25 protein-coding genes are annotated in these 23114 nt (G+C 65.6%); 21 read left to right on the forward strand and 4 right to left on the reverse strand.

Annotated elements, in window-relative coordinates:
* Nucleotides 1–49: 49 nt before the first annotated feature.
* From rseP to HV798_RS28705, 14 genes are all read left to right on the forward strand, one after another.
* Nucleotides 50–1381 (forward strand): RIP metalloprotease RseP, encoded by a 1332-nt coding sequence (rseP, locus tag HV798_RS28640; protein ID WP_025138838.1) that lies wholly within the window; start codon nucleotides 50–52, stop codon nucleotides 1379–1381.
* A 53-nt stretch (nucleotides 1382–1434) separates the two neighbouring features.
* Nucleotides 1435–3780: an outer membrane protein assembly factor BamA gene (bamA, locus tag HV798_RS28645; protein WP_175194321.1), complete on the forward strand. Its 2346-nt coding sequence runs from the start codon at nucleotides 1435–1437 to the stop codon at nucleotides 3778–3780.
* A 109-nt stretch (nucleotides 3781–3889) separates the two neighbouring features.
* On the forward strand, nucleotides 3890–4450 hold the full coding sequence (locus tag HV798_RS28650; RefSeq protein ID WP_025138836.1) for an OmpH/Skp family outer membrane protein: 561 nt from the start codon (nucleotides 3890–3892) through the stop codon (nucleotides 4448–4450).
* A gap of 11 nt (nucleotides 4451–4461) precedes the next feature.
* Nucleotides 4462–5556, forward strand: a complete 1095-nt coding sequence (gene lpxD / locus HV798_RS28655) for a UDP-3-O-(3-hydroxymyristoyl)glucosamine N-acyltransferase (protein ID WP_175194319.1) — start codon at nucleotides 4462–4464, stop codon at nucleotides 5554–5556.
* A 71-nt stretch (nucleotides 5557–5627) separates the two neighbouring features.
* The gene (gene fabZ, locus HV798_RS28660; RefSeq protein WP_025138834.1) at nucleotides 5628–6083 is read left to right on the forward strand and encodes a 3-hydroxyacyl-ACP dehydratase FabZ; all 456 of its coding nucleotides are present in this window, start codon (nucleotides 5628–5630) and stop codon (nucleotides 6081–6083) included.
* Nucleotides 6084–6878, forward strand: a complete 795-nt coding sequence (gene lpxA, locus HV798_RS28665; protein WP_175194317.1) for an acyl-ACP--UDP-N-acetylglucosamine O-acyltransferase — start codon at nucleotides 6084–6086, stop codon at nucleotides 6876–6878. It abuts the gene before it with no gap.
* Nucleotides 6875–8071, forward strand: a complete 1197-nt coding sequence (gene lpxB / locus HV798_RS28670) for a lipid-A-disaccharide synthase (RefSeq protein WP_175194314.1) — start codon at nucleotides 6875–6877, stop codon at nucleotides 8069–8071. Before lpxA ends, lpxB begins: the two co-directional genes overlap by 4 nt.
* On the forward strand, nucleotides 8058–8666 hold the full coding sequence (rnhB, locus tag HV798_RS28675) for a ribonuclease HII (RefSeq protein WP_175194312.1): 609 nt from the start codon (nucleotides 8058–8060) through the stop codon (nucleotides 8664–8666). The genes lpxB and rnhB overlap by 14 nt, the downstream gene beginning before the upstream one ends.
* The gene (locus HV798_RS28680) at nucleotides 8663–9451 is read left to right on the forward strand and encodes a TrmH family RNA methyltransferase (protein WP_175194310.1); all 789 of its coding nucleotides are present in this window, start codon (nucleotides 8663–8665) and stop codon (nucleotides 9449–9451) included. The genes rnhB and HV798_RS28680 overlap by 4 nt, the downstream gene beginning before the upstream one ends.
* A 119-nt stretch (nucleotides 9452–9570) precedes the next feature.
* Nucleotides 9571–10041 carry a DUF2846 domain-containing protein gene (locus HV798_RS28685; protein ID WP_175194309.1) on the forward strand — a complete coding sequence of 157 codons (471 nt, stop codon included), beginning with the start codon at nucleotides 9571–9573 and terminating at the stop codon, nucleotides 10039–10041.
* 112 nt (nucleotides 10042–10153) lie between these two features.
* Nucleotides 10154–10588 (forward strand): hypothetical protein, encoded by a 435-nt coding sequence (locus HV798_RS28690; protein ID WP_246289269.1) that lies wholly within the window; start codon nucleotides 10154–10156, stop codon nucleotides 10586–10588.
* On the forward strand, nucleotides 10585–11052 hold the full coding sequence (locus HV798_RS28695; protein WP_175194307.1) for a DUF2846 domain-containing protein: 468 nt from the start codon (nucleotides 10585–10587) through the stop codon (nucleotides 11050–11052). The genes HV798_RS28690 and HV798_RS28695 overlap by 4 nt, the downstream gene beginning before the upstream one ends.
* Before the next feature lie 20 nt (nucleotides 11053–11072).
* On the forward strand, nucleotides 11073–11546 hold the full coding sequence (locus HV798_RS28700; RefSeq protein WP_175194304.1) for a DUF2846 domain-containing protein: 474 nt from the start codon (nucleotides 11073–11075) through the stop codon (nucleotides 11544–11546).
* A gap of 21 nt (nucleotides 11547–11567) precedes the next feature.
* The gene (locus HV798_RS28705; protein WP_025138827.1) at nucleotides 11568–12047 is read left to right on the forward strand and encodes a DUF2846 domain-containing protein; all 480 of its coding nucleotides are present in this window, start codon (nucleotides 11568–11570) and stop codon (nucleotides 12045–12047) included.
* Nucleotides 12048–12164: 117 nt separating this feature from the next.
* Here HV798_RS28705 and ppsR read toward each other — a convergent pair whose 3' ends face one another.
* Nucleotides 12165–12992, reverse strand: a complete 828-nt coding sequence (gene ppsR / locus HV798_RS28710) for a posphoenolpyruvate synthetase regulatory kinase/phosphorylase PpsR (protein WP_025138826.1) — start codon at nucleotides 12990–12992, stop codon at nucleotides 12165–12167.
* A 193-nt stretch (nucleotides 12993–13185) separates the two neighbouring features.
* On the opposite strand from ppsR, the gene ppsA reads away from it, so the two are divergent.
* Nucleotides 13186–15552 carry a phosphoenolpyruvate synthase gene (gene ppsA / locus HV798_RS28715; RefSeq protein ID WP_175194303.1) on the forward strand — a complete coding sequence of 789 codons (2367 nt, stop codon included), beginning with the start codon at nucleotides 13186–13188 and terminating at the stop codon, nucleotides 15550–15552.
* A gap of 377 nt (nucleotides 15553–15929) precedes the next feature.
* Nucleotides 15930–16805, forward strand: a complete 876-nt coding sequence (locus HV798_RS28720; protein WP_175194301.1) for a LysR family transcriptional regulator — start codon at nucleotides 15930–15932, stop codon at nucleotides 16803–16805.
* A gap of 93 nt (nucleotides 16806–16898) precedes the next feature.
* Here HV798_RS28720 and HV798_RS28725 read toward each other — a convergent pair whose 3' ends face one another.
* Together HV798_RS28725 and HV798_RS28730 are read right to left on the reverse strand one after the other, a co-directional pair.
* Nucleotides 16899–17741: a bifunctional transcriptional activator/DNA repair enzyme AdaA gene (locus tag HV798_RS28725; RefSeq protein WP_025138822.1), complete on the reverse strand. Its 843-nt coding sequence runs from the start codon at nucleotides 17739–17741 to the stop codon at nucleotides 16899–16901.
* A gap of 120 nt (nucleotides 17742–17861) precedes the next feature.
* A complete protein-coding gene (locus tag HV798_RS28730; protein WP_175194299.1) occupies nucleotides 17862–18599 on the reverse strand; it encodes a glutamine amidotransferase in 738 nt (245 codons plus the stop codon).
* A gap of 168 nt (nucleotides 18600–18767) precedes the next feature.
* Between HV798_RS28730 and HV798_RS28735 the strand changes: the two genes are divergently transcribed.
* The 3 genes from HV798_RS28735 (at nucleotide 18768) to HV798_RS28745 (ending at nucleotide 21533) form a co-directional block, all read left to right on the forward strand.
* Nucleotides 18768–19208, forward strand: a complete 441-nt coding sequence (locus HV798_RS28735; protein WP_025138820.1) for an NfeD family protein — start codon at nucleotides 18768–18770, stop codon at nucleotides 19206–19208.
* Nucleotides 19209–19389: 181 nt separating this feature from the next.
* Nucleotides 19390–20316, forward strand: a complete 927-nt coding sequence (locus HV798_RS28740) for an SPFH domain-containing protein (RefSeq protein WP_025138819.1) — start codon at nucleotides 19390–19392, stop codon at nucleotides 20314–20316.
* Nucleotides 20317–20342: 26 nt separating this feature from the next.
* On the forward strand, nucleotides 20343–21533 hold the full coding sequence (locus HV798_RS28745; RefSeq protein WP_175194297.1) for a GGDEF domain-containing protein: 1191 nt from the start codon (nucleotides 20343–20345) through the stop codon (nucleotides 21531–21533).
* Nucleotides 21534–21553: 20 nt separating this feature from the next.
* Here HV798_RS28745 and smpB read toward each other — a convergent pair whose 3' ends face one another.
* The gene (gene smpB / locus HV798_RS28750; protein ID WP_175194351.1) at nucleotides 21554–22102 is read right to left on the reverse strand and encodes an SsrA-binding protein SmpB; all 549 of its coding nucleotides are present in this window, start codon (nucleotides 22100–22102) and stop codon (nucleotides 21554–21556) included.
* Between the two features lie 109 nt (nucleotides 22103–22211).
* Between smpB and HV798_RS28755 the strand changes: the two genes are divergently transcribed.
* The gene (locus HV798_RS28755; protein WP_006223413.1) at nucleotides 22212–22646 is read left to right on the forward strand and encodes a type II toxin-antitoxin system RatA family toxin; all 435 of its coding nucleotides are present in this window, start codon (nucleotides 22212–22214) and stop codon (nucleotides 22644–22646) included.
* Complete coding sequence (locus HV798_RS28760) at nucleotides 22636–22983, forward strand: RnfH family protein (RefSeq protein ID WP_175194295.1); 348 nt, start codon at nucleotides 22636–22638, stop codon at nucleotides 22981–22983. Before HV798_RS28755 ends, HV798_RS28760 begins: the two co-directional genes overlap by 11 nt.
* Nucleotides 22984–23114: the final 131 nt, after the last annotated feature.

A 23114-nucleotide genomic window follows, 5' to 3' on the forward strand; every position in this document is an offset into this window, starting at 1 on the left:
ACGGCAGCCCCCGCACAGCAATCCCTGATCCCTGGATTTTCCGACCTCGATGCTTTTCACCCTGCTGGCCTTTGCCGTCGCGCTTGGCTCCCTGATCATCTTCCATGAACTGGGGCACTACTGGGTGGCCCGGCTTTGCGGCGTCAAGGTGCTGCGATTCTCGGTCGGATTCGGCAAGGTGATCCTGCGCCGCGTCGACAAACACGGCACCGAATGGGCCGTGTCGGCCTTGCCGCTGGGCGGCTACGTCAAAATGCAGGACGAAGCCCCGGCCGGCGCCAGTCCGTCCGAAGCGGCTGGCGCCTTCAACAACAAGTCCGTCGGCAAGCGCATCGCCATCGTCGCCGCCGGCCCCATCTTCAATCTCATCCTCGCGGTCTTCCTGTATGCCGGCCTGAACATGGCAGGCACCGAAGAGCCCGTCGCCGTCATCGCCCAGCCTGTCGCCGATACCCCTGCCGCCCGGGCAGGGCTGGCCGCGGGCGACCGCATCCTGTCCATCGACGGCCAGGAAGTGGCGTCGTGGTCCGACGCCCGCTGGCGCCTGATGGACCTGATGGCCACGGGCGGCCGCACGCAGATCGAAGTCGGCACCGCCCACGGCGGCTCGCAGCAGCGCGAACTGACCCTGCCGGCCAACGCCATGGATCCGGCCGGTGGCGACCCGCTCGCCGCGGCCGGTATCCGCCTGGCCCAGCCCAAGCCCGCGGTGCGCGTCGTCAACGACGGCGGCGAAGGGCAGGCCGCTGGCCTGCGCCAGGGCGACCTGATCCTGGCCGTCGACGGCCAGCCCACGCCGGATACCGGCGCGCTGGTCAAGCAGATCCAGGAAAGCGCAGGCAAGGTCCTGGCCCTGACCCTGGCGCGCGATGGCGCCAACATCACCGTCAACGTCACTCCGCGGGCCGAAACCGTCAACGGCCAGGTCATCGGCCGCCTGGGCGTCCAGCTGGGCGGCGACGTGCCTATGGTAACGGTGCGCTACGGCGTGTTCGACAGTCTGTGGCGCGGCGCGGTCCGCACCTGGGACACCGCTTTGTTCTCGCTGCGCATGATGGGCCGCATGGTCACGGGCGATGTTTCCTGGCGCAATGTCAGCGGCCCGGTCACCATCGCCGATTACGCCGGCCAGACCGCCCGCATCGGCATTGTTGCGTACATCGCCTATATCGCGTTGATCAGTATCAGCCTGGGTGTACTAAATTTGCTTCCCATTCCTATGCTGGATGGTGGCCATCTGCTGTACTATCTCGTCGAAATTGTGCGGGGCAGTCCTCCGCCCGCACGATGGATAGATATCGGACAGCGCGCAGGCATTGGTTTATTGGCAAGCCTGATGGGGCTTGCGCTGTTTAATGATTTCACGCGTTTATTCACTTGAACGCCAATTAGCATAAAATCCCCCGCCATTTGCACGACCGAGGATACTCAAGGATGTCTTTTCGCCGGATGTTTCATCACAAAAAGGGTGTACTGCCGGGCATAGTGCCGAGTCTGATCGCCGCATTGCTGCTTCCAGGCATGGCCCACGCCTTCGACCCTTTTGTCGTGCGGGATATCCGCGTAGAGGGTATTCAACGAACCGACGCCGGCACCGTCTTCGGTTATCTCCCCGTTAAAGTCGGCGAGAAATTCACCGAAGAAGAAGCCACCGAAGCCATCCGCCGCCTTTATGGCACGGGTTTCTTCACCGACGTGCAGATCCAGACCGACAATAATGTCGTGGTCGTGGTGGTGCAGGAACGTCCGACAATCGCCTCCGTGAATTTCAACGGCATGCGCGAGTTCGACTCGAAGGCCATCACCAAGTCGCTGGGGCAGGTGGGTTTCGCCGAGGGCCGTATTTTCGACCGCTCGATGCTCGAACGCGCCGAATACGAACTCAAGCAGCAGTACCTGTCCAAGGGCAAGTACGGCGTCGAAGTGACGTCCACCGTCACGCCGCTGCCGCGCAATCGCGTCGGCGTGAGCTTTGACGTGTTCGAAGGCTCGGTCGCCCGCATCCAGGAAATCCGCTTCGTCGGCAACAAGGCTTTCTCGGAAAGCGATCTGCTCGACGAGTTCAAGCTGACCACGCCCGGCTGGCTGACCTGGTACACCGACACCGACAAGTATTCCCGCGAAAAGCTCGAGGGCGACCTCGAACGCCTGCGTTCGTTCTACCTGGACCGCGGCTACCTGGAATTCTCGGTCGAGCCGCCGCAGGTCACGATTTCGCCGGACCGCAAAGACATCCGCATCACGATCACCGTGCACGAAGGCGAGCCCTACAAGGTTCGCAGCGTCAAGCTGGCGGGCAACCTGATTGGCCTGGACAAGGAAATCAACGCCCTGGTCAAGGTCAAGCCCGACGAGACGTTCTCGGCCGCCAAGGCCAACGATTCGGCCAAGGCCATCACCGATTACCTGGGTGAGCTGGGCTACGCGTTTGCCAACGTCAACCCGAACCCGCAGCTGGACCGCGCCAAGCACGAAGCCGACCTGACGTTCTACGTCGACCCGAGCCGCCGTGTGTACGTGCGCCGTATCCAGATCGGCGGCAACACCCGCACGCGCGACGAAGTCGTGCGCCGCGAAATGCGCCAGCAGGAAGCCGCGTGGTACGACGCCAAGGACATCAAGACGTCCCGCGACCGCGTCGACCGCCTGGGCTACTTCAGCGACGTCAACGTCAAGACCGACCCTGTGCCCGGTTCGCCCGACCAGGTCGACGTCAACGTCGACGTGAAGGAAAAGCCCACCGGCATGATCAACCTGGGCGTGGGCTACGGCTCGTCCGAAAAGGCCATTCTGTCGGCCGGTATCAGCGAAGACAACGTCTTCGGCAGCGGCACCAACCTGACGCTGCAACTGAACACCAGCAAGTCCAACCGCGCCGTGGTGCTGTCGCACACCGACCCGTACTGGACCAAGGATGGCATCAGCCGCACCACGTCTGCGTACTACCGCGTGACCGAGCCCTGGAACAACAACGACGGCGACTACCGCGTCAAGTCCATGGGCCTGGGCATGAACTTCGGCGTGCCTATCTCTGAATATGACCGGATCTTCCTGGGCGCCAACCTCGAGCGCAACCAGATCGATCTGTTCTCGAATTCGCCGCTGGCCTACCAGAAGTTCGTCAATCAATACGGTGACTCGACCAACTCGGTCATCTTCACCGCCGGCTGGTCCAACGACACCCGCGACAGCGCCCTGGCGCCGACCAAGGGTTCGTATACCCGCCTCAAGAGCGATCTGTCGACGGTGGACCTGAAGTACTACATGCTGACCGGTCAGCAGCAGTACTTCATCCCGCTGGGCGGCTCGTACACCCTGGCGCTGAACGGCATGGTCGATTGGGGCCAGAGCTACGGCGGCAAGGACTACCCGATCATCAAGGACGTGTACGCGGGCGGTATCGGTACCGTGCGGGGTTACGAAGGTTCGTCGCTGGGTCCGCGCGACTCGATCACGGGCGACTACCTGGGCGGTTCGCGCCGCATCGTGGCGAACGCGCAGCTGTACCTGCCGTTCCCGGGCGCATCCAAGGACCGCACGCTGCGCTGGTTCATCTTCAGCGACGCGGGCCAGGTCGGCGCGGGCAGCGGCCTGTCTTGCACCAACGGCAAGCCGGGCAGCGAGGTCGACGATCCTTGCGGCTGGCGCTTCTCGGCAGGTATCGGCCTGTCGTGGCAGTCGCCGATGGGTCCGTTGCAACTGTCTTATGCCCGTCCGCTCAATGCCAAGCCGGGCGACGACAAGCAGGCCTTCCAGTTCCAGATCGGAACCGGATTCTAAGCGTCGCGTTACGCTTGAAAACAAGGGAGGGGGCCCTCGGCCCGGCTCCCTTGCCGTTTAGTGGCACAATACACACTTTGGCTTTGCCTTACTGGAAGGTGAGATTTTCATGATGTCTGATTTCGCACTTAAATCATCGAATTCGCCGCGCGCAAAACGTCGTGGCAAGCTGGGCGGCTCCATTGCCCTGGTGGGTGCGCTCATTCTCGGTTCCGTTGCGGCGGTGCCCGCTCAGGCTCAAACCACCAAGATCGGCTTCGTCAATACCGAGCGGATCCTGCGTGAGTCCGGTCCGGCCAAGACGGCGCAAAGCAAGATCGAAGCCGAATTCAAGAAGCGCGACGACGAACTGCAGCGCCTGAACACCAGCCTGCGCTCGCAAGCCGAGAAGTTCGACAAGGACGCGCCTGTCCTGTCCGAATCCGATCGCGTCAAGCGCCAGCGTGAACTGTCCAACCTGGATACCGACCTGCAGCGCAAGCGCCGCGAATTCCAGGAAGACTTCAACCGTCGTCGCAACGAAGAGTTTTCCGGCATCGTCACGAAGGCCAACGAGGCCATCAAGCGCATCGCCGAACAAGAAAACTACGACCTGATCATCCAGGACGCCGTGACGGTCAACCCACGCATCGACATCACCGACAAGGTGATCCAGAGCCTGGGCAAGTAAGTCTTAGCCGTATGCCGGTTTTACTGGATCTTGCCCGCGCGCCTACGCTCGAATCGCTGCTGAGCGCCGCCAATACCCAGGGCATGGACTGGCGCGTCAGCGCGCCTGCCGGGGCAGACCCCTTGCGGGTCTGCGGCATCGGCACCCTGGCTTCGGCGGGCAGCCAGGAAATCACTTTCCTGGCCAATCCCAAGTACCAGAGCCAATTGGCCACCACGCAAGCCGGGGCGGTCATCGTCTCGGCCGAGGTGGCCGAAGCGCTCGAGGCGGGCGATGCCCGGCCGCCGTTTGCGCTGGTCGTCTGCAAGCATCCCTATCTGCTGTATGCGCGGGTCGCGCAGTGGTTCGATGCCGCCCGGCGTCCGGCGCTGCCGGCCGCCACGCATCCTTCCGCCGTGGTGGCGGCTGACGCCACCATCGAAGCGGATGTGCGCATCGGCCCCCATTGCGTCATCGAGTCGGGTGCCCGCATCGGGCGCGGTTCGGTGCTGGGGGCAGGCTGTGTCATCGGGGTGGGCTCGTCCATCGGGCCCGACAGCCGGTTGCACGCCCACGTCACGCTGTACGAAGGCGTGAAGGTCGGCGCCCGCGCCATCATCCACAGTGGTGCGGTATTGGGCGCTGACGGCTTCGGTTTCGCGCCGGACCCATCGCTGGGCAAGGGCGCCTGGGGCAAGATTCCCCAGCTGGGCGGCGTGTCGGTCGGCGACGATGTCGAAATCGGGGCCAATACCACGGTCGATCGTGGCGCCCTCGAAGACACCGTCGTTGCCGATGGCGTCAAGCTCGACAACCAGATCATGGTGGCCCACAACGTGCGCATCGGCGCCCATACGGCCATTGCGGCCTGCGTGGGCGTGGCCGGGTCCACCACCATCGGCGAACGCTGCACCATCGGCGGCGCCTCGATGCTGTCCGGCCACCTGACACTGGGCGACGACGTGCATATTTCGGGCGGCACTGCGGTGACGTCCAATATTTCGAAGCCTGGCCGCTATACCGGGGTGTACCCGTATGCGGAACATGGCGAATGGCAGCGCAACGCCGCCGTGATACAACAGTTGGCGCAATTGCGCCGCCGCGTGCGGACGCTGGAAAAAGACTAGGGCGCTGTCACAGCCGCCCTGGCGCGTCCGGCGCCGCAAGATTTATCTCACTCGCAGGAATTCACAGAAAAATGGAACTCGACATCAAGGGGATCATGGAGAGGCTGCCGCATCGTTACCCGATGCTGCTGATTGATCGCGTCGTCGAAATGGTGCCCGGCAAATCCATCGTCGCCATCAAGAACGTCTCGATCAACGAACCGTTTTTCAATGGTCACTTTCCCCACCACCCGGTGATGCCGGGCGTGCTCATCGTCGAAGCCATGGCCCAAGCCTCGGCGCTGTTCTCGTTCACGGACGAAAACGGCGGCCTGAAGTGCGAAGGCTCCAAGACGGCGTATTACCTGGTCGGCATCGATGGCGCGCGTTTCCGCCGCCCCGTGGTGCCGGGCGACCAACTGCGCATCGAAGTCGAAGCCGAGCGCCTGAGCCGCAGCATCTGTAAATATCAGGCGCGCGCGACGGTGGATGGCCAGGAAGTGGCCTCGGCCAAGCTCATGTGCGCGATCCGTACTCTGGAAGAGTAAATGGCAGGAAACATCCATCCTACCGCCGTCGTTGATCCGGCGGCGAAAATCGACCCCAGTGTGGTCATCGGCGCGTTCTGCGTCGTGGGCCCCAACGTGACGATCGGCGCCGGCACCGAGCTTGGCCCGTATTGCATGGTCGATGGCGTGACCACCATCGGGCGCGACAACCGGTTCTACCGGTACTGCTCGATCGGCGGCATGCCGCAGGACAAGAAGTACAACGGCGAGCCGACCCGGCTGGTCATCGGCGACCGCAACACGGTGCGCGAGTTCGTCACGCTGAACACCGGTACGGTGCAGGATGGCGGCGCCACGACGCTGGGCGATGACAACTGGATCATGGCCTATGTGCACATTGCGCATGATTGCCACGTGGGCAACAACACGATCCTGGCCAATTCCGTGCAGTTGGGCGGCCACGTGCACGTGGGCGATTGGGCCATCGTGGGCGGGCTGACCGGCGTGCACCAGTTCTCGCGCATCGGCGCGCACAGCATGACGGGCGGCAACAGCTCGTTGATGCAGGATACGCCGCCGTTCGTGCTGGCCGCGGGCAATCCGTGCCGCCCCGTGGGCGTCAACGTCGAAGGCCTGAAGCGCCGCGGTTTCACGCCGGCGCAGGTGTCGGCGCTGCGCGACGCCTACAAGATCATCTACCGCCGCGGCCTGCCGCTGGACGAGGCGCGCGCCGAACTGCGTGCGCGCCAACAGGCCGAACCCGAGGTCGCCGAGCACCTGCAGACGTTGCTGGACTTCCTGGACGTCGCTTCCCGCGGCATCATCCGTCCATGAACATGCGGATCGGCATGGTGGCCGGCGAGCCTTCGGGCGATCTGCTGGCCGGGCGCATCATTGCCGGTCTGCAGGAACGCGACCCCGGCGTGCTTTGCCAGGGCATCGGAGGGCCGCAGATGCAGGCCCGCGATTTCGATGCCTGGCATCCGATGCACGCGCTGACGGTGTTCGGCTACGTGGATGCGCTCAAGCGCCTGCCCAGCCTGCTGCGCACCTATCGCGACGTTCGTGAGCGCTGGCTGGCCGAGCCGCCGTCGGTGTTCGTCGGCATCGACGCGCCGGATTTCAATCTGCGCCTGGAGCACAAGTTGCGCCAGGCCGGCACGCCCACCGTGCATTTCGTCGGCCCGTCCATCTGGGCGTGGCGCTACGACCGCATCCACAAGATCCGCGAATCGGTCTCGCACATGCTGGTGCTGTTTCCGTTCGAGGAAGAGATCTATCGCAAGGAAGGCATCCCGGTGACCTACGTCGGCCATCCGCTGGCCGGCGCGGTGCCCATGCAGCCGGACCGCGCCGCGGCGCGGGCGCGGCTGGGCATCGACCCGAACGCCCGCGTGCTGGCGATTCTGCCGGGTAGCCGTTCGTCCGAGATTCGGCTGTTGGCGCCGCGCTTTCTGCAAGCGGCGCAATTGCTGCAAAAGCGCGATCCGGCACTGCAATGCGTAGTCCCCATGGTCAACGACCAGCGCCGCGCTGAATTCCAGGCGATCCTGGCTCAGTATCCGGTGCCGGGCCTGCGCTGCATCACCGCGAATGACCTGCACGGCGAGGGCGGCGACCGCCAGGCCCCGGTGGCCTGGTCCGTCATGGAAGCCAGCACCGCGGTGCTGGTGGCCAGCGGCACCGCCACGCTTGAAACGGCGCTGTACAAGCGCCCCATGGTGATCTCGTACGTGCTGTCGCCCTGGATGCGCCGCATCATGGCCTGGAAGTCCGGCCAAGAGCGGCCGTATCTGCCGTGGGTGGGCCTGCCCAACGTGCTGCTGCGCGACTTTGCCGTGCCCGAATTGCTGCAGGACGATGCCACGCCCGAGAAGCTGGCCGAGGCCACCTGGACGGCCCTGACCGACGAGGCCTACACCGCGCGTATCGAGGCGCGCTTTACCGCCTTGCACCAAGAGTTGCTGCGCGATACGCCAGCGCTCGCCGCCCAGGCGATCCTGGAGGTGGCCGGTGGAGCAGCCTGACCTGTTCGCCATGCCGGCCCAGCCGGCGCTGGTGACGGCCGGCGTGGACGAGGCGGGCCGCGGTCCGTTGGCGGGTGCGGTCTATGCCGCCGCGGTCATCCTGAACCCGGCGCGTCCCATCGACGGCCTGGCCGATTCCAAGGCGCTCAAGGCCGCCACGCGCGAAGCCCTGGCGCTGGAAATCCAGGCCCACGCCCTGGCCTGGTGTGTGGCCAGCGCCAGCGTGGCCGAAATCGACAGCCTGAACATCCTGCGCGCCACGCTGCTGGCGATGCAGCGCGCCGTGCAAGGCCTGGCCACCATGCCCCAGCTGGCGCTGGTGGACGGCAACCAGGCGCCCAAGCTGGGCTGCACGGTCCAGACGGTCATCAAGGGCGACGCCCTGGTGCCGGCCATTTCGGCGGCCTCCATTCTGGCCAAGACCGCGCGCGATGCCGATCTGTTGCGCCTGCATGCCCTGTATCCGCAATACGCGTTCGACCAGCACAAGGGCTACGGCACCGCGCTGCACCTGCAGATGCTGCGCGAGCATGGTCCCTGCGCCGAGCACCGCCGCAGCTTCGCGCCCATCAAGGCCTTTGGCGCGACGCCATGAAACACATCAGTTCCCGCGACAATCCCGCGGTCAAGGCGCTGGTCAAGCTGGCCGGCACCGCCGGCAAGCGCGGCGCGCCCGTGTTGCTGGACGGCGTGCACCTGTGTCAGGCATGGCTGCAACACCATGGCGCGCCGGACCAGGCCATTTTCGACATCGAGCGACTGTCGCAGCCTGACATCGCCGCGCTCGCCGCGTCGGTGCCGGACGCGCGCTGCCTGGCGCTGGACCCGCGCCTGATGCAGTCGCTGGCCAGCGTCGAAAGCGGGCAGGGCGTGGCCTTCCTGGTCACGCCGCCCAGCCCGGCGTTGCCGGATGCCGTCGACGAGAACTGCGTGCTGTTCGACCGCATCCAGGACCCCGGCAATGTCGGCACCCTGCTGCGCACCAGCGCGGCTGCGGGCATCAAACGGGTGTTTCTGGCTACGGGCACGGCGGCCGCCTGGTCGCCCAAGGTGCTGCGCAGCGGCCAGGGCGCGCATTTTGCGTTATCCATCCACGAACACATGGATTTGCAGGCACTGGCGCCGCGCCTGGGCGTGCCGCTGGTCGCCACCGCGCTGGACGGCGCGCAGGACCTGTATGCCGGGCGCCTGCCCGCGCGTTGCGCGTGGGTGTTCGGCCATGAAGGGCAGGGCGTGGCGGCATCGCTGCTGGCGGCTGCCCAGCTCAAAGTGCGCATCCCGCACGACATGGCCGCCGTGGAATCGCTGAACGTCGGTGCCGCCGCCGCCATCTGTCTGTTCGAACAGCGCCGCCAGGCGCTTGCCGCTGCCGCGGGCTGATTCGGTCCGCTCTTCGCTCCCTGCGCTTTACCGGGGCCTGTCCCCGCTTATACTTTCGCCTGCCCGGGACGTGACGCCGCTATTGACGGCGCGCCGCCCGCTATCGAGGAGGAAAGCGCATGAAGGGCTGGACCCGATTGACCCTGGCCGCGTCGGCGGCCGCGTTGTTGCTGGCAGGCTGCGCGGGGCCGCGCTACGGCGAGATCGCCGCGCAGATCCCCACCATCGAGGCCGGCAACGGCCGCATCTACGTCTACCAGCCCGCTCAGGCGGACGGCAGCGGTAGCGCCGCCGAACCCGCGATTCTGGTCGACGGCCGCAAGATCGGCCGCTCCAAGCCCGGCCGCTTCTTCTTCGTTGACCGCCCCGCAGGTAGGCATACGGTTGCCACCGCCACCGACAAGAAGGCGGGCAGGGCCGCCCTGGACGTGCCCGTGGACGTCGGCCAGACCCGCTATGTGCGCACCGAGGTCGTGTCGGGCACCCAGGTGCTGCGCCTGGAAGACGATGCCGACAAGGCGCAACAGGACATGGCGGGCTTGCGCTATTGGGGCGCGGGCTGGCGCGACCGCGAAAAGCTGCGTTACTGATCGACTTGAGGGGCCTGCCTGGGGCGCGTGCCGGGCAGGCGACAGGCTATTATTTTTTTGTAAAAAACTGTCGCACTTATATACTTCAGCCTTTTGTCATTCCGAGGTGTCCATGGCGTCATCGCAGGTCGTAAACAAGCGCGCAAGCCGGGCTGCCCGGTCGGGTGGCGCACTGCTGGCGGCCACCCTGTGCGCGGTTGCGCTGGGCGGCTGCATGTCCGTGAAATCGGAGAGGGTCAATCTTGTGCCGGTCGCGGCGTCGGAACCGGTCGGGTCGATCCAGCTGTCGCGTGCGGTCGTCGCCGTGTTGCCTAACGAGACGGTCGTGACGCTGGCTTCCGGTTCGCAATGGCAGCGTACCGGCGCGATATTGCAGGGCGATGTCTATCGTTCGCAAGGGGGGTTGTTCACCATCACCACGCGGCGCCAGAACGAAGCCTATCTGGTGGCGTCGTCGGGCAAGCTGGTGGGGTTCTACCTGCCGGGCGAGAGTTCATTCATGGCGTTGTCACGTCCCGTCAACCTGCCTGTGGAGATGCGGCAATGACGTGGCTGAAGGCGGTCATCGTGGTGCTTGCTACGGCGCTGCTTGCGGGTTGCGCAGGCAGCCGCTACCAGGCCTCGAGCGGGCGAATTCCGCCTATCGCGCAGGGCAGCGGCCGCATCTATTTCTATCAGCCCCAGCCGGAGATGATGTCGTCGGTGCAGCAGAAATTGCGTGTCAACGACGACGTGGTGGGGCGCAACAAACCGGGCAGCTTCTTTTTCGTCGACCGGCCTGCCGGCCGCTATACGGTCACCAACTTGTACTGGACCGGCGATGGCGTGAGTTTCATGCTCGATGCCGGCCAGACCCGTTATGTGCGCATCCGTGCCGAATCGCTGGGCAGCACCAGTGCATCGGGCAAGCTGATGATGGACCTGGTCGATCCGCCCGAACTGGCCGAGACAGAAATGCGCCGACTGCGCTATTGGGGCGCGGCCTCGCCCGAACAGGTGCCTGGCCTGTAGTGCCGCGATAAGGAAACAGCATGAATCGCAGAACAGCGCTGTCGGTTGTCTTGGCGGCAGGGGTCTTGACGTTGGCGGGGTGTGCCGGGACCCGGTATGAGGACGCCAGTGCGAAGATCCCGCCGATCCCGCAAGGGCAGGGCCGCATCTATTTCTACCAGCTCCATCCGGACCTGATCTCCACACGCCAGCAGAAGCTGCGCGTCAATGACGTGGTGGTAGGTCGCAACAAGCCGGGCGGCTTCTTTTTCGTCGATCGTCCGCCCGGCAACTACGTGGTCACCAACTTGTACTGGACCGGTGATGGCGTGAGCTTCAAGCTGGAAGCGGGCCAGACCCGTTATGTGCGCTCCGAAGCGCCATCTCCCAGTGTCAAGACGACGACCTTGAGGGCGGCCCTGACGCTGGTCGATCCGCCTGACATCGCCGAGGCCGAAATGCGGCGGCTGCGCTACTGGGGCGCGGCATCGCCGGAACAGGTGCCAGGCCTGTAATCACACATAACAAGGAAAAATATGAAACGCGGGATCAGAATGTTGGCCGCCGTGGCCATTGCGGCAGGCGTGTTGGCGGGTTGCGGGGGCGCCCGGTATCGGGACGTGGCCGGGAACATACCCGTGATGGTGCCGGATACCGGCCGGATCTATTTCTATCAGCCGCCCGCGCCGGGCAGCGTGCTGTCCAGCCAGCCCTATCTGCGGCTCAATGGCCAGAAGGTCGGGCGGTCCAAGCCGGGCAGTTTCTTCTACATCAATCGACCGGCCGGTACCTACCGGGTCGACACCATGCGCGAGAACGACTTCCTGACCTTCGATCTGGCGCCGGGCCAGACGCGCTACGTGCGCTTGAGCATCGAGGGCGTGGGCGGCAATTCGTCCAGCGTGGGCACCCAGGCCATGCGGCTGGAAGATTCCGAGACGCTGGCGCAGCAGGAAATGGCGCCGTTGAAATACTGGGGGGCGGGGTCGCGCGACCGCGTCAAGCTGCGGCCTTGAACGAGGCGTGAGCGGCAGGCAGGCGTAGAACGAAAGTTCCCCGGCTATGCCTGGCCTGCAGTTCGCAGTGCAGTCAGTAGAAGATCCGGGCGCGCCATTGGCGCGCCCGGATCGTTTTCAGCCGCGGTCCAGGCCGACTTCCTGCAGCACCGTGGTCGAGATCTCTTCGATCGACTTGGTGGTGGTGGACAGCCACGAGATGCCTTCGCGGCGCATCATGCGTTCGGCTTCGGCGACTTCGTAGCGGCATTGCTCGAGCTGCGCGTAGCGGCTGTTGGGGCGGCGTTCGTTGCGCACCTCGGACAGGCGTTCGGGCTGGATCGACAGGCCGAACAGCTTGGAGCGATGCGGCGCGATGGTCGAGGGCAGGGTGCCGCGCTCGAAGTCGTCGGGCGTCAGTGGGAAGTTGGCGGCCTTGATGGCGTACTGCATGGCCAGGTAGAGACTGGTGGGAGTCTTGCCGCAGCGCGAGACGCCCACCAGGATGACGTCGGCCTGGTCCAGCTGGTTCACGAACTGGCCGTCGTCGTGCGCCAGGCTGAAGTTGATGGCGTCGATGCGGTTGCGGTACTTTTCAGAATTGGCCTGCATGTGCGAGCGGCCGATGGAATGGCTGGATTTGAGCCCCAGCGCCTGCTCGATGTGGCTGACGAAGGTGCCGAACAGGTCCAGGAAAATTCCGTTCGCCTGGCGAACACGGGCCAGGATATCGGGATTGACCAGGGTGCTGAACACGATGGGCGGTACCCCGGCTTCCAGGGCGCTGCGATCGATGCGCCCGGCGACTTCGGCGGCTTTTTCCAGCGTGTCGACAAACGGCAGCCGCACAGGCTTGAAATTGACTTCTTCAAACTGGGAAAGCACTGACTGGCTGAAGGTTTCCGCAGTGATGCCGGTGCTGTCGGAAACGATGTATACCGTGCGTACGATCGGGGTAGATGTCATGTGTAAAAAATTCCAACCAGGCAGATGGCCGACTGTGCTCGTACGAGTACAATCAGGCCCCTATAAGTCACCCCAAGGGCGGTCCAAGGCCAGTTTGGTCAGCGCAGTCGGATCGGCAATTTCCGGGCAGTTGCCGGGCGCCGAATCTGCATTGACCAAACTCGCTTTCATTCCATTGTAAAAGGTGACTTCAATGTCGTATGTTGTTTTGTTCGAGCAGCTCCGCATGACGGACGTGGACTCGGTAGGAGGCAAGAACGCATCACTAGGCGAAATGATCAGCCAGCTGTCTGGCGCGGGCGTCCGCGTACCGGGCGGCTTTGCCACGACCGCTGATGCTTTCCGCGACTTCCTCAAGGCCTCGGGCCTGGATAAGCGCATCGCCGAACGCCTGACCACGCTGAACCCCGAAGACGTCCGCGAACTGGCCAACGCCGGTGGCGAAATCCGCCAATGGATCGTCGACGCGCCGTTCTCGTCCGAATTCGAAGCACAGATCCGCGAAGCCTTCGCCAAGCTCGACGCTGATGGCAAGGGCTCGTTCGCCGTGCGTTCGTCCGCCACCGCCGAAGATTTGCCCGACGCCTCGTTCGCCGGCCAGCAGGAAACCTTCCTGAACGTGGTCGGCATCGACGACGTGCTGGACAAGATCCGCCACGTGTTCGCCTCGCTGTACAACGACCGCGCCATTTCCTATCGCGTGCACAAGGGCTATGCCCACGCCGATGTGGCCCTGTCGGCCGGCATCCAGCGCATGGTGCGTTCCGACAAGGGCAGCGCCGGCGTGATGTTCACCATCGACACCGAATCGGGCTTCCAGGACGTGGTGTTCATCACCTCGTCGTATGGCCTGGGCGAAACCGTGGTGCAGGGCGCCGTCAACCCCGACGAGTTCTACGTCTTCAAGCCCACGCTGGCCCAAGGCCACTTCCCCATCGTCGGCCGCCGCATCGGTTCGAAGCTCATCAAGATGGAATTCGACCCCGAGCGTCCGGAAGGCCGTGCCGTGCGCACGGTGGACGTGCCCGTGTCCGAGCGCAACCGCTACTCGCTGACCGACGACGAGGTCAATGAACTGGCCCGCTACGCCGTCATCATCGAAAAGCACTACGGCCGCCCGATGGACATCGAGTGGGGCCGCGACGGCGTCGACGGCAAGATCTACATTCTGCAAGCGCGCCCGGAAACGGTGAAGTCGCAGCAGGGCGCCAACGACGTGCAGCAGCGCTACCGCCTGAAGGCCACCGGCCAGGTCCTGATCACCGGCCGCGCGATCGGCCAGAAGATCGGCGCGGGCCCGGTGCGCGTGGTCGGCGACATCTCCGACATGGACAAGGTGCAGCCCGGCGACGTGCTGGTCACCGACATGACCGACCCCAACTGGGAACCCGTCATGAAGCGCGCCTCGGCGATCGTGACCAACCGCGGTGGCCGTACCTGCCACGCGGCCATCATCGCGCGTGAACTCGGCATTCCGGCCGTGGTGGGTTGCGGCAACGCCACCGACCTGCTCAAGGAAGGCCAGGCCGTGACCGTGTCGTGCGCTGAAGGCGACGAAGGCCGCATCTATGACGGCCTGATCGAAACCGAAGTCGAGGAAGTGCGCCGCGGCGACATGCCCGCCATCGATCTGAAGATCATGATGAACGTGGGCAACCCCCAGCTGGCGTTCGACTTTGCCCAGATCCCCAACGGCGGCGTGGGCCTGGCTCGCCTGGAATTCATCATCAACAACAACATCGGCATCCACCCGAAGGCGGTGCTGGACTACCCGAACGTCGATGGCGAACTGAAGAAGGCCGTGGAATCGGCGGCTCGCGGCCATGCCAGCCCGCGCGCGTTCTTCGTCGAGAAGATGGCCGAAGGCGTGGCCACCATCGCGGCGGCGTTCTACCCGAAGCCGGTCATCGTGCGCATGTCGGACTTCAAGTCCAACGAGTACCGCAAGCTGGTCGGCGGTTCGCGCTATGAGCCCGAGGAAGAGAACCCCATGCTGGGCTTCCGCGGCGCGTCGCGCTACATCGCCGAAGACTTCGCCGAGTGCTTCCGCATGGAATGCGAAGCCCTCAAGAAGGTGCGCGATGACATGGGCCTGACCAACGTCGAGATCATGGTGCCGTTCGTGCGTACGCTGGGTCAGGCCGAGAAGGTCGTGAACCTGCTGGCCAAGCACGGCCTGGCGCGCGGCGAAAACGGCCTGAAGCTGATCATGATGTGCGAAGTGCCGTCCAACGCCATCCTGGCCGACGAGTTCCTGCAATTCTTCGACGGCTTCTCGATCGGCTCGAACGACATGACCCAGCTGACGCTGGGCCTGGACCGCGATTCGGGCATGGAACTGTTGGCCGCCGATTTCGACGAACGCGACGAAGCCGTGAAGTTCATGCTGCGCCGTGCGATCAAGGCTTGCCTGGCCGCCAACAAGTACGTGGGTATCTGCGGCCAAGGCCCCAGCGACCACCCGGACTTCGCGCAGTGGCTCAAGGACGAGGGCATCCTGTCGATGTCGCTCAACCCGGACACCGTTGTCGATACGTGGCAGCGCCTGGCCAAGCAGTAATCGCCAGCCGCTCTTAAAAACCCGCGCCGTTTTCGGCGCGGGTTTTTTTATGGCGGTTCGTGTCTGTTCCAGGCACTGCGTTTACGGCGGTTGCACGTTTGCGGGGCGCGCGCCGGGGGACCGGGTTCAGGCCCCGTTGGGCGGGACCCTGAAGCGTTCGATGATGCGTTTCTCGGCGCGTGCCAGCCTGGCGCGCACGGCGGTCACCCAGCGTCGCAGCCGCCCGCCGGGACGGTCTGGCGGCAAGTTCATGGCGGTCTGTTCGGCCGGGGCACGTTGGGGGGAAGGCGGGGTGTCGTTGTGCATGGCCAGGATGGTCGGCGATGGGTTAGCATCCGTAAAGTTGACTTTAATGGCATGATTAGTCAGAAAAACTGATGCGTAACCTCAACCTGGACCAGATCCAGACCCTGGTGGCCATTGCTGACCTGGGCACGTTCGCCGCGGCGGCGCAGGCCTTGCACCTGGCTCCGCCGACGATCAGCCTGCACGTGAAAGAGCTGGAAGCGCGCTTGCAGGTCGCGCTGGTGGCGCGCGGACGCCGTCAGGCCGAGTTGACGCCCGCAGGCCTGGCGCTGGTGCAAGCGGGCCGCAAGCTGCTGTCGGCCAGCGATGACCTGGTCGACCTGGTGCGCCGCTGCGCGGCAGGCGGTGGGGGCGTGGTGAGGGTAGGGGTGTCCGCCGGGGTGGGGATGCGGCGGCTGCCGCTGATGCTCGACGCGCTGGGGCGGCGCAACCCGGGGGTGGAGCTGAAGCTCGAAGCCGTGGGCTCTGCCGAGGCGATGCTGCGCTTGCAGGCCGATACGCTGGATATCGCCATCGTCGCCAGCCCGCAGCCGGCCGCGGCGCGGGTGACGCTGGCGCCTTGGCGCAGCGATCCCATGGTGGCGCTGGTGCCGCCAGACTGGGAAGCGCCGGAGACGGTGACGCCCGAATGGCTGTCGACCCGGCGTTGGGCGTCCTTTGCGCCGGGCACGCAGATGCACGGCTTGATTGCATCCTGGTTCGGACAGGCCGGGCTGAATCCGCGGCCCTACCTGGCGCTGAGCTACCCCGAGGCCTTGAAGCGGTTGGCCGCGGCGAACCAGAGCGTGGCGATCCTGCCGCTGGAAGAGGTGGGCGATGAGCCGGACCGGGTACGCCCTTTGTCGCCGCCGCTCATGCGGCCGATGGCGCTGGCATACCGCAACGCACCGGCCCCTGGTGATGCCGTGAGCGCGGTGCTGGAGGTGCTGGCGGCGTTTGCGACGTAGGGGCCAGAAAGCGGCCAGAAAGGGGCCCGGCAGGAATCAGGCAAGGGCGCGGCCCGTCCTGCACCTGACTGCCCGAAGCCGGGCGGCCCGGCACTAGGCCGCCAGCGCTTCGCGTTCGATCAGTTCGCGCTTGCGGTCGATACCCCAGCGGTAGCCGGCCAGCGAGCCGTCGGTGCGCACCACGCGGTGGCAGGGAATGGCCAGCGCGATGTTGTTGGTGGCGCAGGCGCGGGCCACGGCGCGTACCGCGCTCGGGGCGCCGATGCGTTCGGCAATGTCGGTGTAGGTGGCGGTGGCGCCCACGGGGATGTCGCGCAGGGCTTCCCAGACGCGGCGCTGGAAGGCCGTGCCGCGCACGTCCAGCGGCAGGTGCAGGCCTACCGAGGGATTTTCGACGAAGCCGACCACGGCGGCCATCCATTGCTCGAATTCGCGGTCGGCGCCGATCAGCCGGGCCGCCTTGAAGCGGTCTTGCAGGTTGCGCACGAGTTGTTCGGGGTCGTCGTGCAGGGCGATCTCGCAGATGCCGGTATCGCTGGCGGCCACCAGCAGCGCGCCCAGCGAGCACTGGCCGACCGCGAAGCGGATCTCGACGCCCGCGCCGTCCTTGCGGAAGGCCGTAGGCGTCATGCCCAGGATGGCGGGCGCAGCTTCGTAGAAGCGGCCGCTGGAATTGAAGCCCGCGCCGTACATGGCGTCGGTGACGCTGGCGCCTTGCCGCAATTGCTGGCGCGCGCGGTCGGCGCGCAGCGCGGTGGCGTAGGCCTTGGGGGTGATGCCCGTGGCCGCCTTGAAGATGCGGTGGAAATGGAAGCGGCTCATGCCGGCCTGTTCGGCCAGCGTGTTCAGGTCGGGCGGCTGTTCAGCTTCAAGCGCGCGGCAGGCGCGTTCGACGGCGGCGGCGTGCTGTTTGCTCAAGGGGGCGGCTTGGGTCATGAGGGGCTCCAGGGCGCGGGAATCGACGCGCTTTTGGGTATGTTCTCAAAGGCCGCCCCGTGCCGCACTCCGGTTGTTGCGGGCGGGCCCGCCGACCAGGGGCGCCGCCGGGCAGGGGATTCAGGCCGGCGCGTAGGCATCCAGGAAGCGGCGCACCAGTTCGCCAGAGACGGGCGTGGCGCGCACGTTGGCCGACAGCCCGGGCACGTCGAGGTTTTCGGCGGCATAGCGGCGGCCGAAGCGTTCGAGGTGGGCGCGGACGAAGTCGGGGCCGAATTCGGGGTGGAATTGGGTCGAGAAGATGTTGCGGCCGATGCGGATCATCTGGTGCTCGTCGAGGTCCGAGCGCGCCAGCACGGCCGAGCCGGGCGGCGGCTGCAGCACGGTCTGGGCATGCAGCATCTGGGCGGGGAAGGTGGGCGGCAGGCCGGCCAGCAGCTTGTCGCCGGCAGCGGCGGGCAGCAGTTCGACGGTCTGGGTGCCGACTTCGCGGCCGGCGGGGTTGTAGCCGACCTTGCCGCCCAGCGCGTGGGCCAGCAACTGGTGGCCGTAGCAGACGCCGAACATGGGCAGGCCGGCGGCGGCGGCTTCGCGCAGCCAGGCGGCGGTGTCTTCGCTCCAGGGTTCCAGGTCGGTGACCATGGCGGGCGAACCGGTGATGAGGGCGGCGCGGTATTGGTCAGGCGCGCGGGGGCGTTCGCCGTTGTGGACGGCGACGACTTCGAGGGCGTCGGATGCCAGGCCGGAGGCCCGGGCAAGTTGTTCGGCATAGCCGCCGAACTGGCTCTTGAGCGTGTCGTCCGGATCGCCCGTGTGCAGGATGAGGACGGGGCGGACTGAGGGTATTGCAGCGGTCATGGAGGCTTATGCGTTGAAGATGCCGGGCGCCGGAGTCGGGCCGGATGGCGAACGCCAGCGCACATCATAATCCAGGCGATTGTCCGGGATGGGGGCGGATGGCCCCCGTTGTGTCCTGGAAATCCGTACAATCCGCTGAACGACTCATCCTTTCAGGCGAATTCGACTATGTGGATATGGCTGGGACTGGCCGCGCTGGCCCTTATCGGGGAATTGGCGACGGGAACGTTCTACTTGCTGCTGGTGGCGCTGGGACTGGCCGCCGGCGGTGTCGCGGCATGGCTGCTGGCGGGCCTGGAATGGCAACTGGTGGCCTGCGGCGTGGTGCTGTTGCTGGGCCTGTTGCTGCTGCGCAAGACGCGCGTGCTGAAAAAGCGCGAGGTCAACGCCGCCCGCAACGCCGACGTCAACCTGGACATCGGCCAGACCGTCAAGGTGGAAGCCTGGGCGGCCGACGGTTCGGCGCGCGTCTGGTATCGCGGCGCGCACTGGCAGGCGCAACTGGCCGAGGGCCAGCCCGCCCATGCCGGCGAGCACGTCATTACCGAAATGCGCGGCACATGCCTGGTCCTGACGCCCAAGGGCGACCTGGCCGGGGTCGCGCACTGACAAGGATTCCCCACGAAGGCATACCCCCAATAAGGAACCCCCGCACGGCCAGTCGGTCTTGCCGCGCGGGCGGCTTCCACGCAAGACCCAGGCCCGCCCCAGGCGGCGCCGGCCGCAGCAGGCGCCCTGGCTATCGCGGGCAGGAGCGCCACCGCATTCACCCCAGAAGAGGCTCTACATCATGATCGATACTTCCACTATCGTCCTGCTCGTCATCGTCGCGCTGGCGATCCTGATCGTCATCCGGGCGATCGCCATCGTCCCCCAGCAGCATGCCTGGGTGGTCGAACGACTGGGCAAGTTCGACCGCGTGCTGTCGCCGGGCGCCGGCTTCGTGATTCCGTTCATCGAACGCGTGTCCTACAAGCATTCGCTCAAGGAAATCCCGCTGGACGTGCCGAGCCAGGTCTGCATTACGCGCGACAACACCCAGCTGCAGGTGGACGGCGTGCTGTACTTCCAGGTGACCGACCCGATGCGCGCTTCGTACGGTTCGTCGAACTACATCTCGGCCATCACGCAGCTGGCGCAGACCACGCTGCGCTCGGTGATCGGCAAGATGGAACTGGACCGCACCTTCGAAGAGCGCGATTCCATCAACAGCAACATCGTCTCGTCACTGGACGAGGCCGCGCTGAACTGGGGCGTGAAGGTGCTGCGTTATGAAATCAAGGACTTGACCCCGCCCAACGAGATCCTGCGTTCGATGCAGGCGCAGATCACCGCCGAGCGTGAAAAGCGCGCGCTGATCGCGGCCTCCGAAGGCCGCCGCCAAGAGCAGATCAACATCGCCACCGGTGAACGCGAAGCCGCCATCGCCCGTTCGGAAGGCGAGAAGCAGGCCCAGATCAACCAGGCCCAGGGTGAAGCCGCCGCAGTGCTGGCCATTGCGGAAGCCACCGCCAAGGCCATCACGCAAGTGGCCGACGCGGTGCGCCAGCCGGGCGGCATGGAAGCCGTGAACCTGAAGGTGGCCGAGCGCTACGTCGAAGCCTTCGGCAACGTGGCCAAGGAAGGCAATACGCTGATCTTGCCGGCCAACCTGGCGGATGTCGGCGGCATGATCGCGTCCGCCATGACCATCGTGAAGTCCACCCGCAACACCTGACCCGCGCGCCGCAAGGCGCACCGCCCATGATCGCTCCCGTTCATTTGCTGTCGATAGCAGTGCTGGCGGGGGTGCTCTCGCTCTGCGTGCTGGGGTCCCTGGCACGCAGCGGCATGGCGGGGATACCCGAGACCATACGCGCCAACCTGCTCACGCTGTTGGCGTTTTTTTTATTCGGCCTGCAGGTGACCGAGGCGCCGCGCTGGCTGTCCATCCTGCTGCCCAATGCGCTGATCGGCCTGGCGCTGTGCGCCTACTACACCGGCATCCGCCGCCTGATGGGGCAGCGCGTGCCGCGGCGCCTGATGCTGCTGGCCTGCGCCGCCGCCTGGCTGGTGGTGGCTGGCTATACCTATATCGACAGCCAGGTGGCGCCGCGCATCGTGGCAATGTCGACGCTGCAGATGGGTTTCATGTTCGCGGTCGCCATGGGGGTGCGCCGCGGCATGCCGGTGAACCGCTCGCGCTACAGCTACTACTTCGTGTGGTCGGTGGCGATGATCTCGGGCCTGACCTGCGGGCTGCGGTCGCTGGTGTTTGCGTCGGGCGTGGCGCCCGCCGAATCGCTGCTGGCGCCCACCGCCTGGAACATCCTGTTCATGACGCTGGGCGTGCTGGCAATGCCTTGCCTGACGCTGGGCACCATCATGATCATCCACGACCGCATGCTGGCCGAGCGCGAGCAAGAGGCCAGCACCGATTTCCTGACGGGTCTGATGTCGCGCAAGGCGTGGTGGCTGCAGGCCGAGCGTTACTGCGCCCAGGCGCTGCGCACGCGCCGGCCGCTGGCGCTGATGGTGCTGGACATCGACCATTTCAAGCGCATCAACGACACCCATGGCCATGCCGCGGGCGACGCCGTGCTGCGCCATTTCGGCCTGCTGGCCACCGCCACGCTGCGCACGGGCGACCACGTGGGCCGGGTAGGGGGCGAGGAATTCAGCGTGCTGTTCGCCGACATGCGCAGCGACGCGGTGATGGACGTGGCGGACCGGCTGCTGGATTCGGTGCGGCGCACGCCCTGTGCGCACGGCGGCAGCACGATCGCGTATACGTTCAGTGCGGGGGTGGTGGATTGGCTGCCCGGTGAGAACCTGCAAGCCTGTTTCGAGCGCGCCGACCGGATGCTGTATGCGGCCAAGCAGGCCGGGCGCAACCGGGTCGTGGGGCCGGGCGGCGCGGTCGTGGAGCTGCCCGCGCTGCCGGCGGCGGCCTAGAGGGTGTCGACAGGCCGGGGTCAGTCGGCCTTGCGGGGGGCGCGGGTGTCGTGCTTCATGATGCGTTCTTTCTCGCGCTGCCAGTCTTTTTCGCGCGCCGTATCGCGCTTGTCGAACAGCTTCTTGCCGCGGCCCAGCGCGAAGTCCAGCTTGATGCGGCCGTTCTTGTAGTGCAGGTTCAGCGGCACCAGGGTGTAGCCGCGCTGTTCGACCTTGCCGATCAGCTTGCTGATTTCCTCGGCCTTGAGCAGCAGCTTGCGCGTGCGCATGGCATCGGGGTGGATGTGGGTGGACGCCGTGGGCAGGGGGCTGACGTGCATGCCCAGCAGGTACAGTTCGCCGTCTCGCACGATGACGTAGCTTTCCTTGAGCTGCACGCGGCCATCGCGGATCGCCTTGACTTCCCAGCCTTGCAGGACCAGGCCAGCCTCGTAGCGGTCTTCGATGAAATAGTCGTGCGTGGCCTTGCGGTTATCGATAATGCTCATCTTGTTTTGCCCATCTTTCTTGGCCCATCTTGTTGGGGCGGCCGACGTGTTGGTCGAATTTTTGTCGACTGGAAGATCGATGCTGACGTTGGCTTTGCAGCCGACTCGGCGATCGTCTGTCTACCGCCGTTTTGGCCTGGAGGGCGCGGTGCCGGTAAAATCCTGTCATTCTAGCCATTTGCGATAGTCGATGCACAAAGTACAGCGATCCGTCCTGGTGCCTTACAGCGCCGCCCAGATGTTCGACCTGGTGGCCGACGTGGAAAAGTACCCCGAGTTCATGCCGTGGTGTGGCGGCGCCGAGGTGCAGACCCGCGACGAACACGGCATGCAGGCCTCCATCCTGATCAGTTTCGCGGGGATGAAGCAGCGCTTCACCACGCGCAACACGCACGTCTATCCGGACCGCATCGATCTGGAACTGGTCGACGGCCCGTTTTCCAGCCTGGTGGGGCATTGGGAATTCCAGCCCCTGGCCGAAGACGCGTGCAAGGTCTTGTTCACCATGGAATACGCGTTCTCGAACCGTGCGCTTGAAATGGTGGTGGGGCCGGTGTTCAACCGCATCGCCACCAGCTTCATCGATTCGTTCACCAAGCGGGCGCAGGCCAAGTATGGCGAATGAGGCATCCGCCGATGGCCTGATCGGCGTCAGCGTCTGTTATGCCTTGGCCGCCCAGGTCTGGCTGCGCGAACTGCGCCTGCCGGCCGGGTCGACGGTTGCCGATGCGCTGCAGGCCAGCGGCTTTGCACAGGCCTTTCCGGTGGTGCAACCCTGGGAGCGGGGCGTGGGCGTGTTTGGCCGCGCGGCCGAGCCGCAGACGCTGCTGGCTGACGGCGACCGGGTCGAGATCTACCGCGGCCTGTCGTTCGACCCGAAGGAATCACGCCGCCGCCGCGCCGAACACCGGCGCGCCAAGACTGCCCGCAACGGGCGGGTGCGGCCGGCCGGGCTGCTGTAGCGAAGGCGCGCGGGGCGGCGCCTGGCGCCGTCATCCGTGCAGGCGGGGCCGCGCCGCCGCCACATTGTCATCAATAGGACAAATTCCGCCGCCGCTTCCGGCGTAACATTATCGTCACCGCACTTACGTTT

The organism is Achromobacter deleyi (genome assembly GCF_902859705.1).
In the GTDB taxonomy this organism is placed as follows: domain Bacteria; phylum Pseudomonadota; class Gammaproteobacteria; order Burkholderiales; family Burkholderiaceae_B; genus Achromobacter; species Achromobacter deleyi.

Excerpts from the sequence above, each read along its gene's own strand:
- HV798_RS28705 (WP_025138827.1), top strand. The coding sequence starts at position 11,568 with ATGAAACGCGGGATCAGAATGTTGGCCGCCGTGGCCATTGCGGCAGGC.
- HV798_RS28650 (WP_025138836.1), top strand. The coding sequence starts at position 3,890 with ATGATGTCTGATTTCGCACTTAAATCATCGAATTCGCCGCGCGCAAAA.
- rseP (WP_025138838.1), top strand. The coding sequence starts at position 50 with ATGCTTTTCACCCTGCTGGCCTTTGCCGTCGCGCTTGGCTCCCTGATC.
- HV798_RS28730 (WP_175194299.1), bottom strand. The coding sequence starts at position 18,599 with ATGACCGCTGCAATACCCTCAGTCCGCCCCGTCCTCATCCTGCACACG.
- HV798_RS28720 (WP_175194301.1), top strand. The coding sequence starts at position 15,930 with ATGCGTAACCTCAACCTGGACCAGATCCAGACCCTGGTGGCCATTGCT.
- HV798_RS28760 (WP_175194295.1), top strand. The coding sequence starts at position 22,636 with ATGGCGAATGAGGCATCCGCCGATGGCCTGATCGGCGTCAGCGTCTGT.
- HV798_RS28690 (WP_246289269.1), top strand. The coding sequence starts at position 10,154 with ATGGCGTCATCGCAGGTCGTAAACAAGCGCGCAAGCCGGGCTGCCCGG.
- HV798_RS28735 (WP_025138820.1), top strand. The coding sequence starts at position 18,768 with ATGTGGATATGGCTGGGACTGGCCGCGCTGGCCCTTATCGGGGAATTG.
- lpxB (WP_175194314.1), top strand. The coding sequence starts at position 6,875 with ATGAACATGCGGATCGGCATGGTGGCCGGCGAGCCTTCGGGCGATCTG.
- HV798_RS28755 (WP_006223413.1), top strand. The coding sequence starts at position 22,212 with ATGCACAAAGTACAGCGATCCGTCCTGGTGCCTTACAGCGCCGCCCAG.
- HV798_RS28745 (WP_175194297.1), top strand. The coding sequence starts at position 20,343 with ATGATCGCTCCCGTTCATTTGCTGTCGATAGCAGTGCTGGCGGGGGTG.
- HV798_RS28700 (WP_175194304.1), top strand. The coding sequence starts at position 11,073 with ATGAATCGCAGAACAGCGCTGTCGGTTGTCTTGGCGGCAGGGGTCTTG.
- bamA (WP_175194321.1), top strand. The coding sequence starts at position 1,435 with ATGTCTTTTCGCCGGATGTTTCATCACAAAAAGGGTGTACTGCCGGGC.
- fabZ (WP_025138834.1), top strand. The coding sequence starts at position 5,628 with ATGGAACTCGACATCAAGGGGATCATGGAGAGGCTGCCGCATCGTTAC.
- lpxD (WP_175194319.1), top strand. The coding sequence starts at position 4,462 with ATGCCGGTTTTACTGGATCTTGCCCGCGCGCCTACGCTCGAATCGCTG.
- HV798_RS28725 (WP_025138822.1), bottom strand. The coding sequence starts at position 17,741 with ATGACCCAAGCCGCCCCCTTGAGCAAACAGCACGCCGCCGCCGTCGAA.
- lpxA (WP_175194317.1), top strand. The coding sequence starts at position 6,084 with ATGGCAGGAAACATCCATCCTACCGCCGTCGTTGATCCGGCGGCGAAA.
- HV798_RS28695 (WP_175194307.1), top strand. The coding sequence starts at position 10,585 with ATGACGTGGCTGAAGGCGGTCATCGTGGTGCTTGCTACGGCGCTGCTT.
- HV798_RS28740 (WP_025138819.1), top strand. The coding sequence starts at position 19,390 with ATGATCGATACTTCCACTATCGTCCTGCTCGTCATCGTCGCGCTGGCG.
- HV798_RS28680 (WP_175194310.1), top strand. The coding sequence starts at position 8,663 with ATGAAACACATCAGTTCCCGCGACAATCCCGCGGTCAAGGCGCTGGTC.
- ppsA (WP_175194303.1), top strand. The coding sequence starts at position 13,186 with ATGTCGTATGTTGTTTTGTTCGAGCAGCTCCGCATGACGGACGTGGAC.
- ppsR (WP_025138826.1), bottom strand. The coding sequence starts at position 12,992 with ATGACATCTACCCCGATCGTACGCACGGTATACATCGTTTCCGACAGC.
- HV798_RS28685 (WP_175194309.1), top strand. The coding sequence starts at position 9,571 with ATGAAGGGCTGGACCCGATTGACCCTGGCCGCGTCGGCGGCCGCGTTG.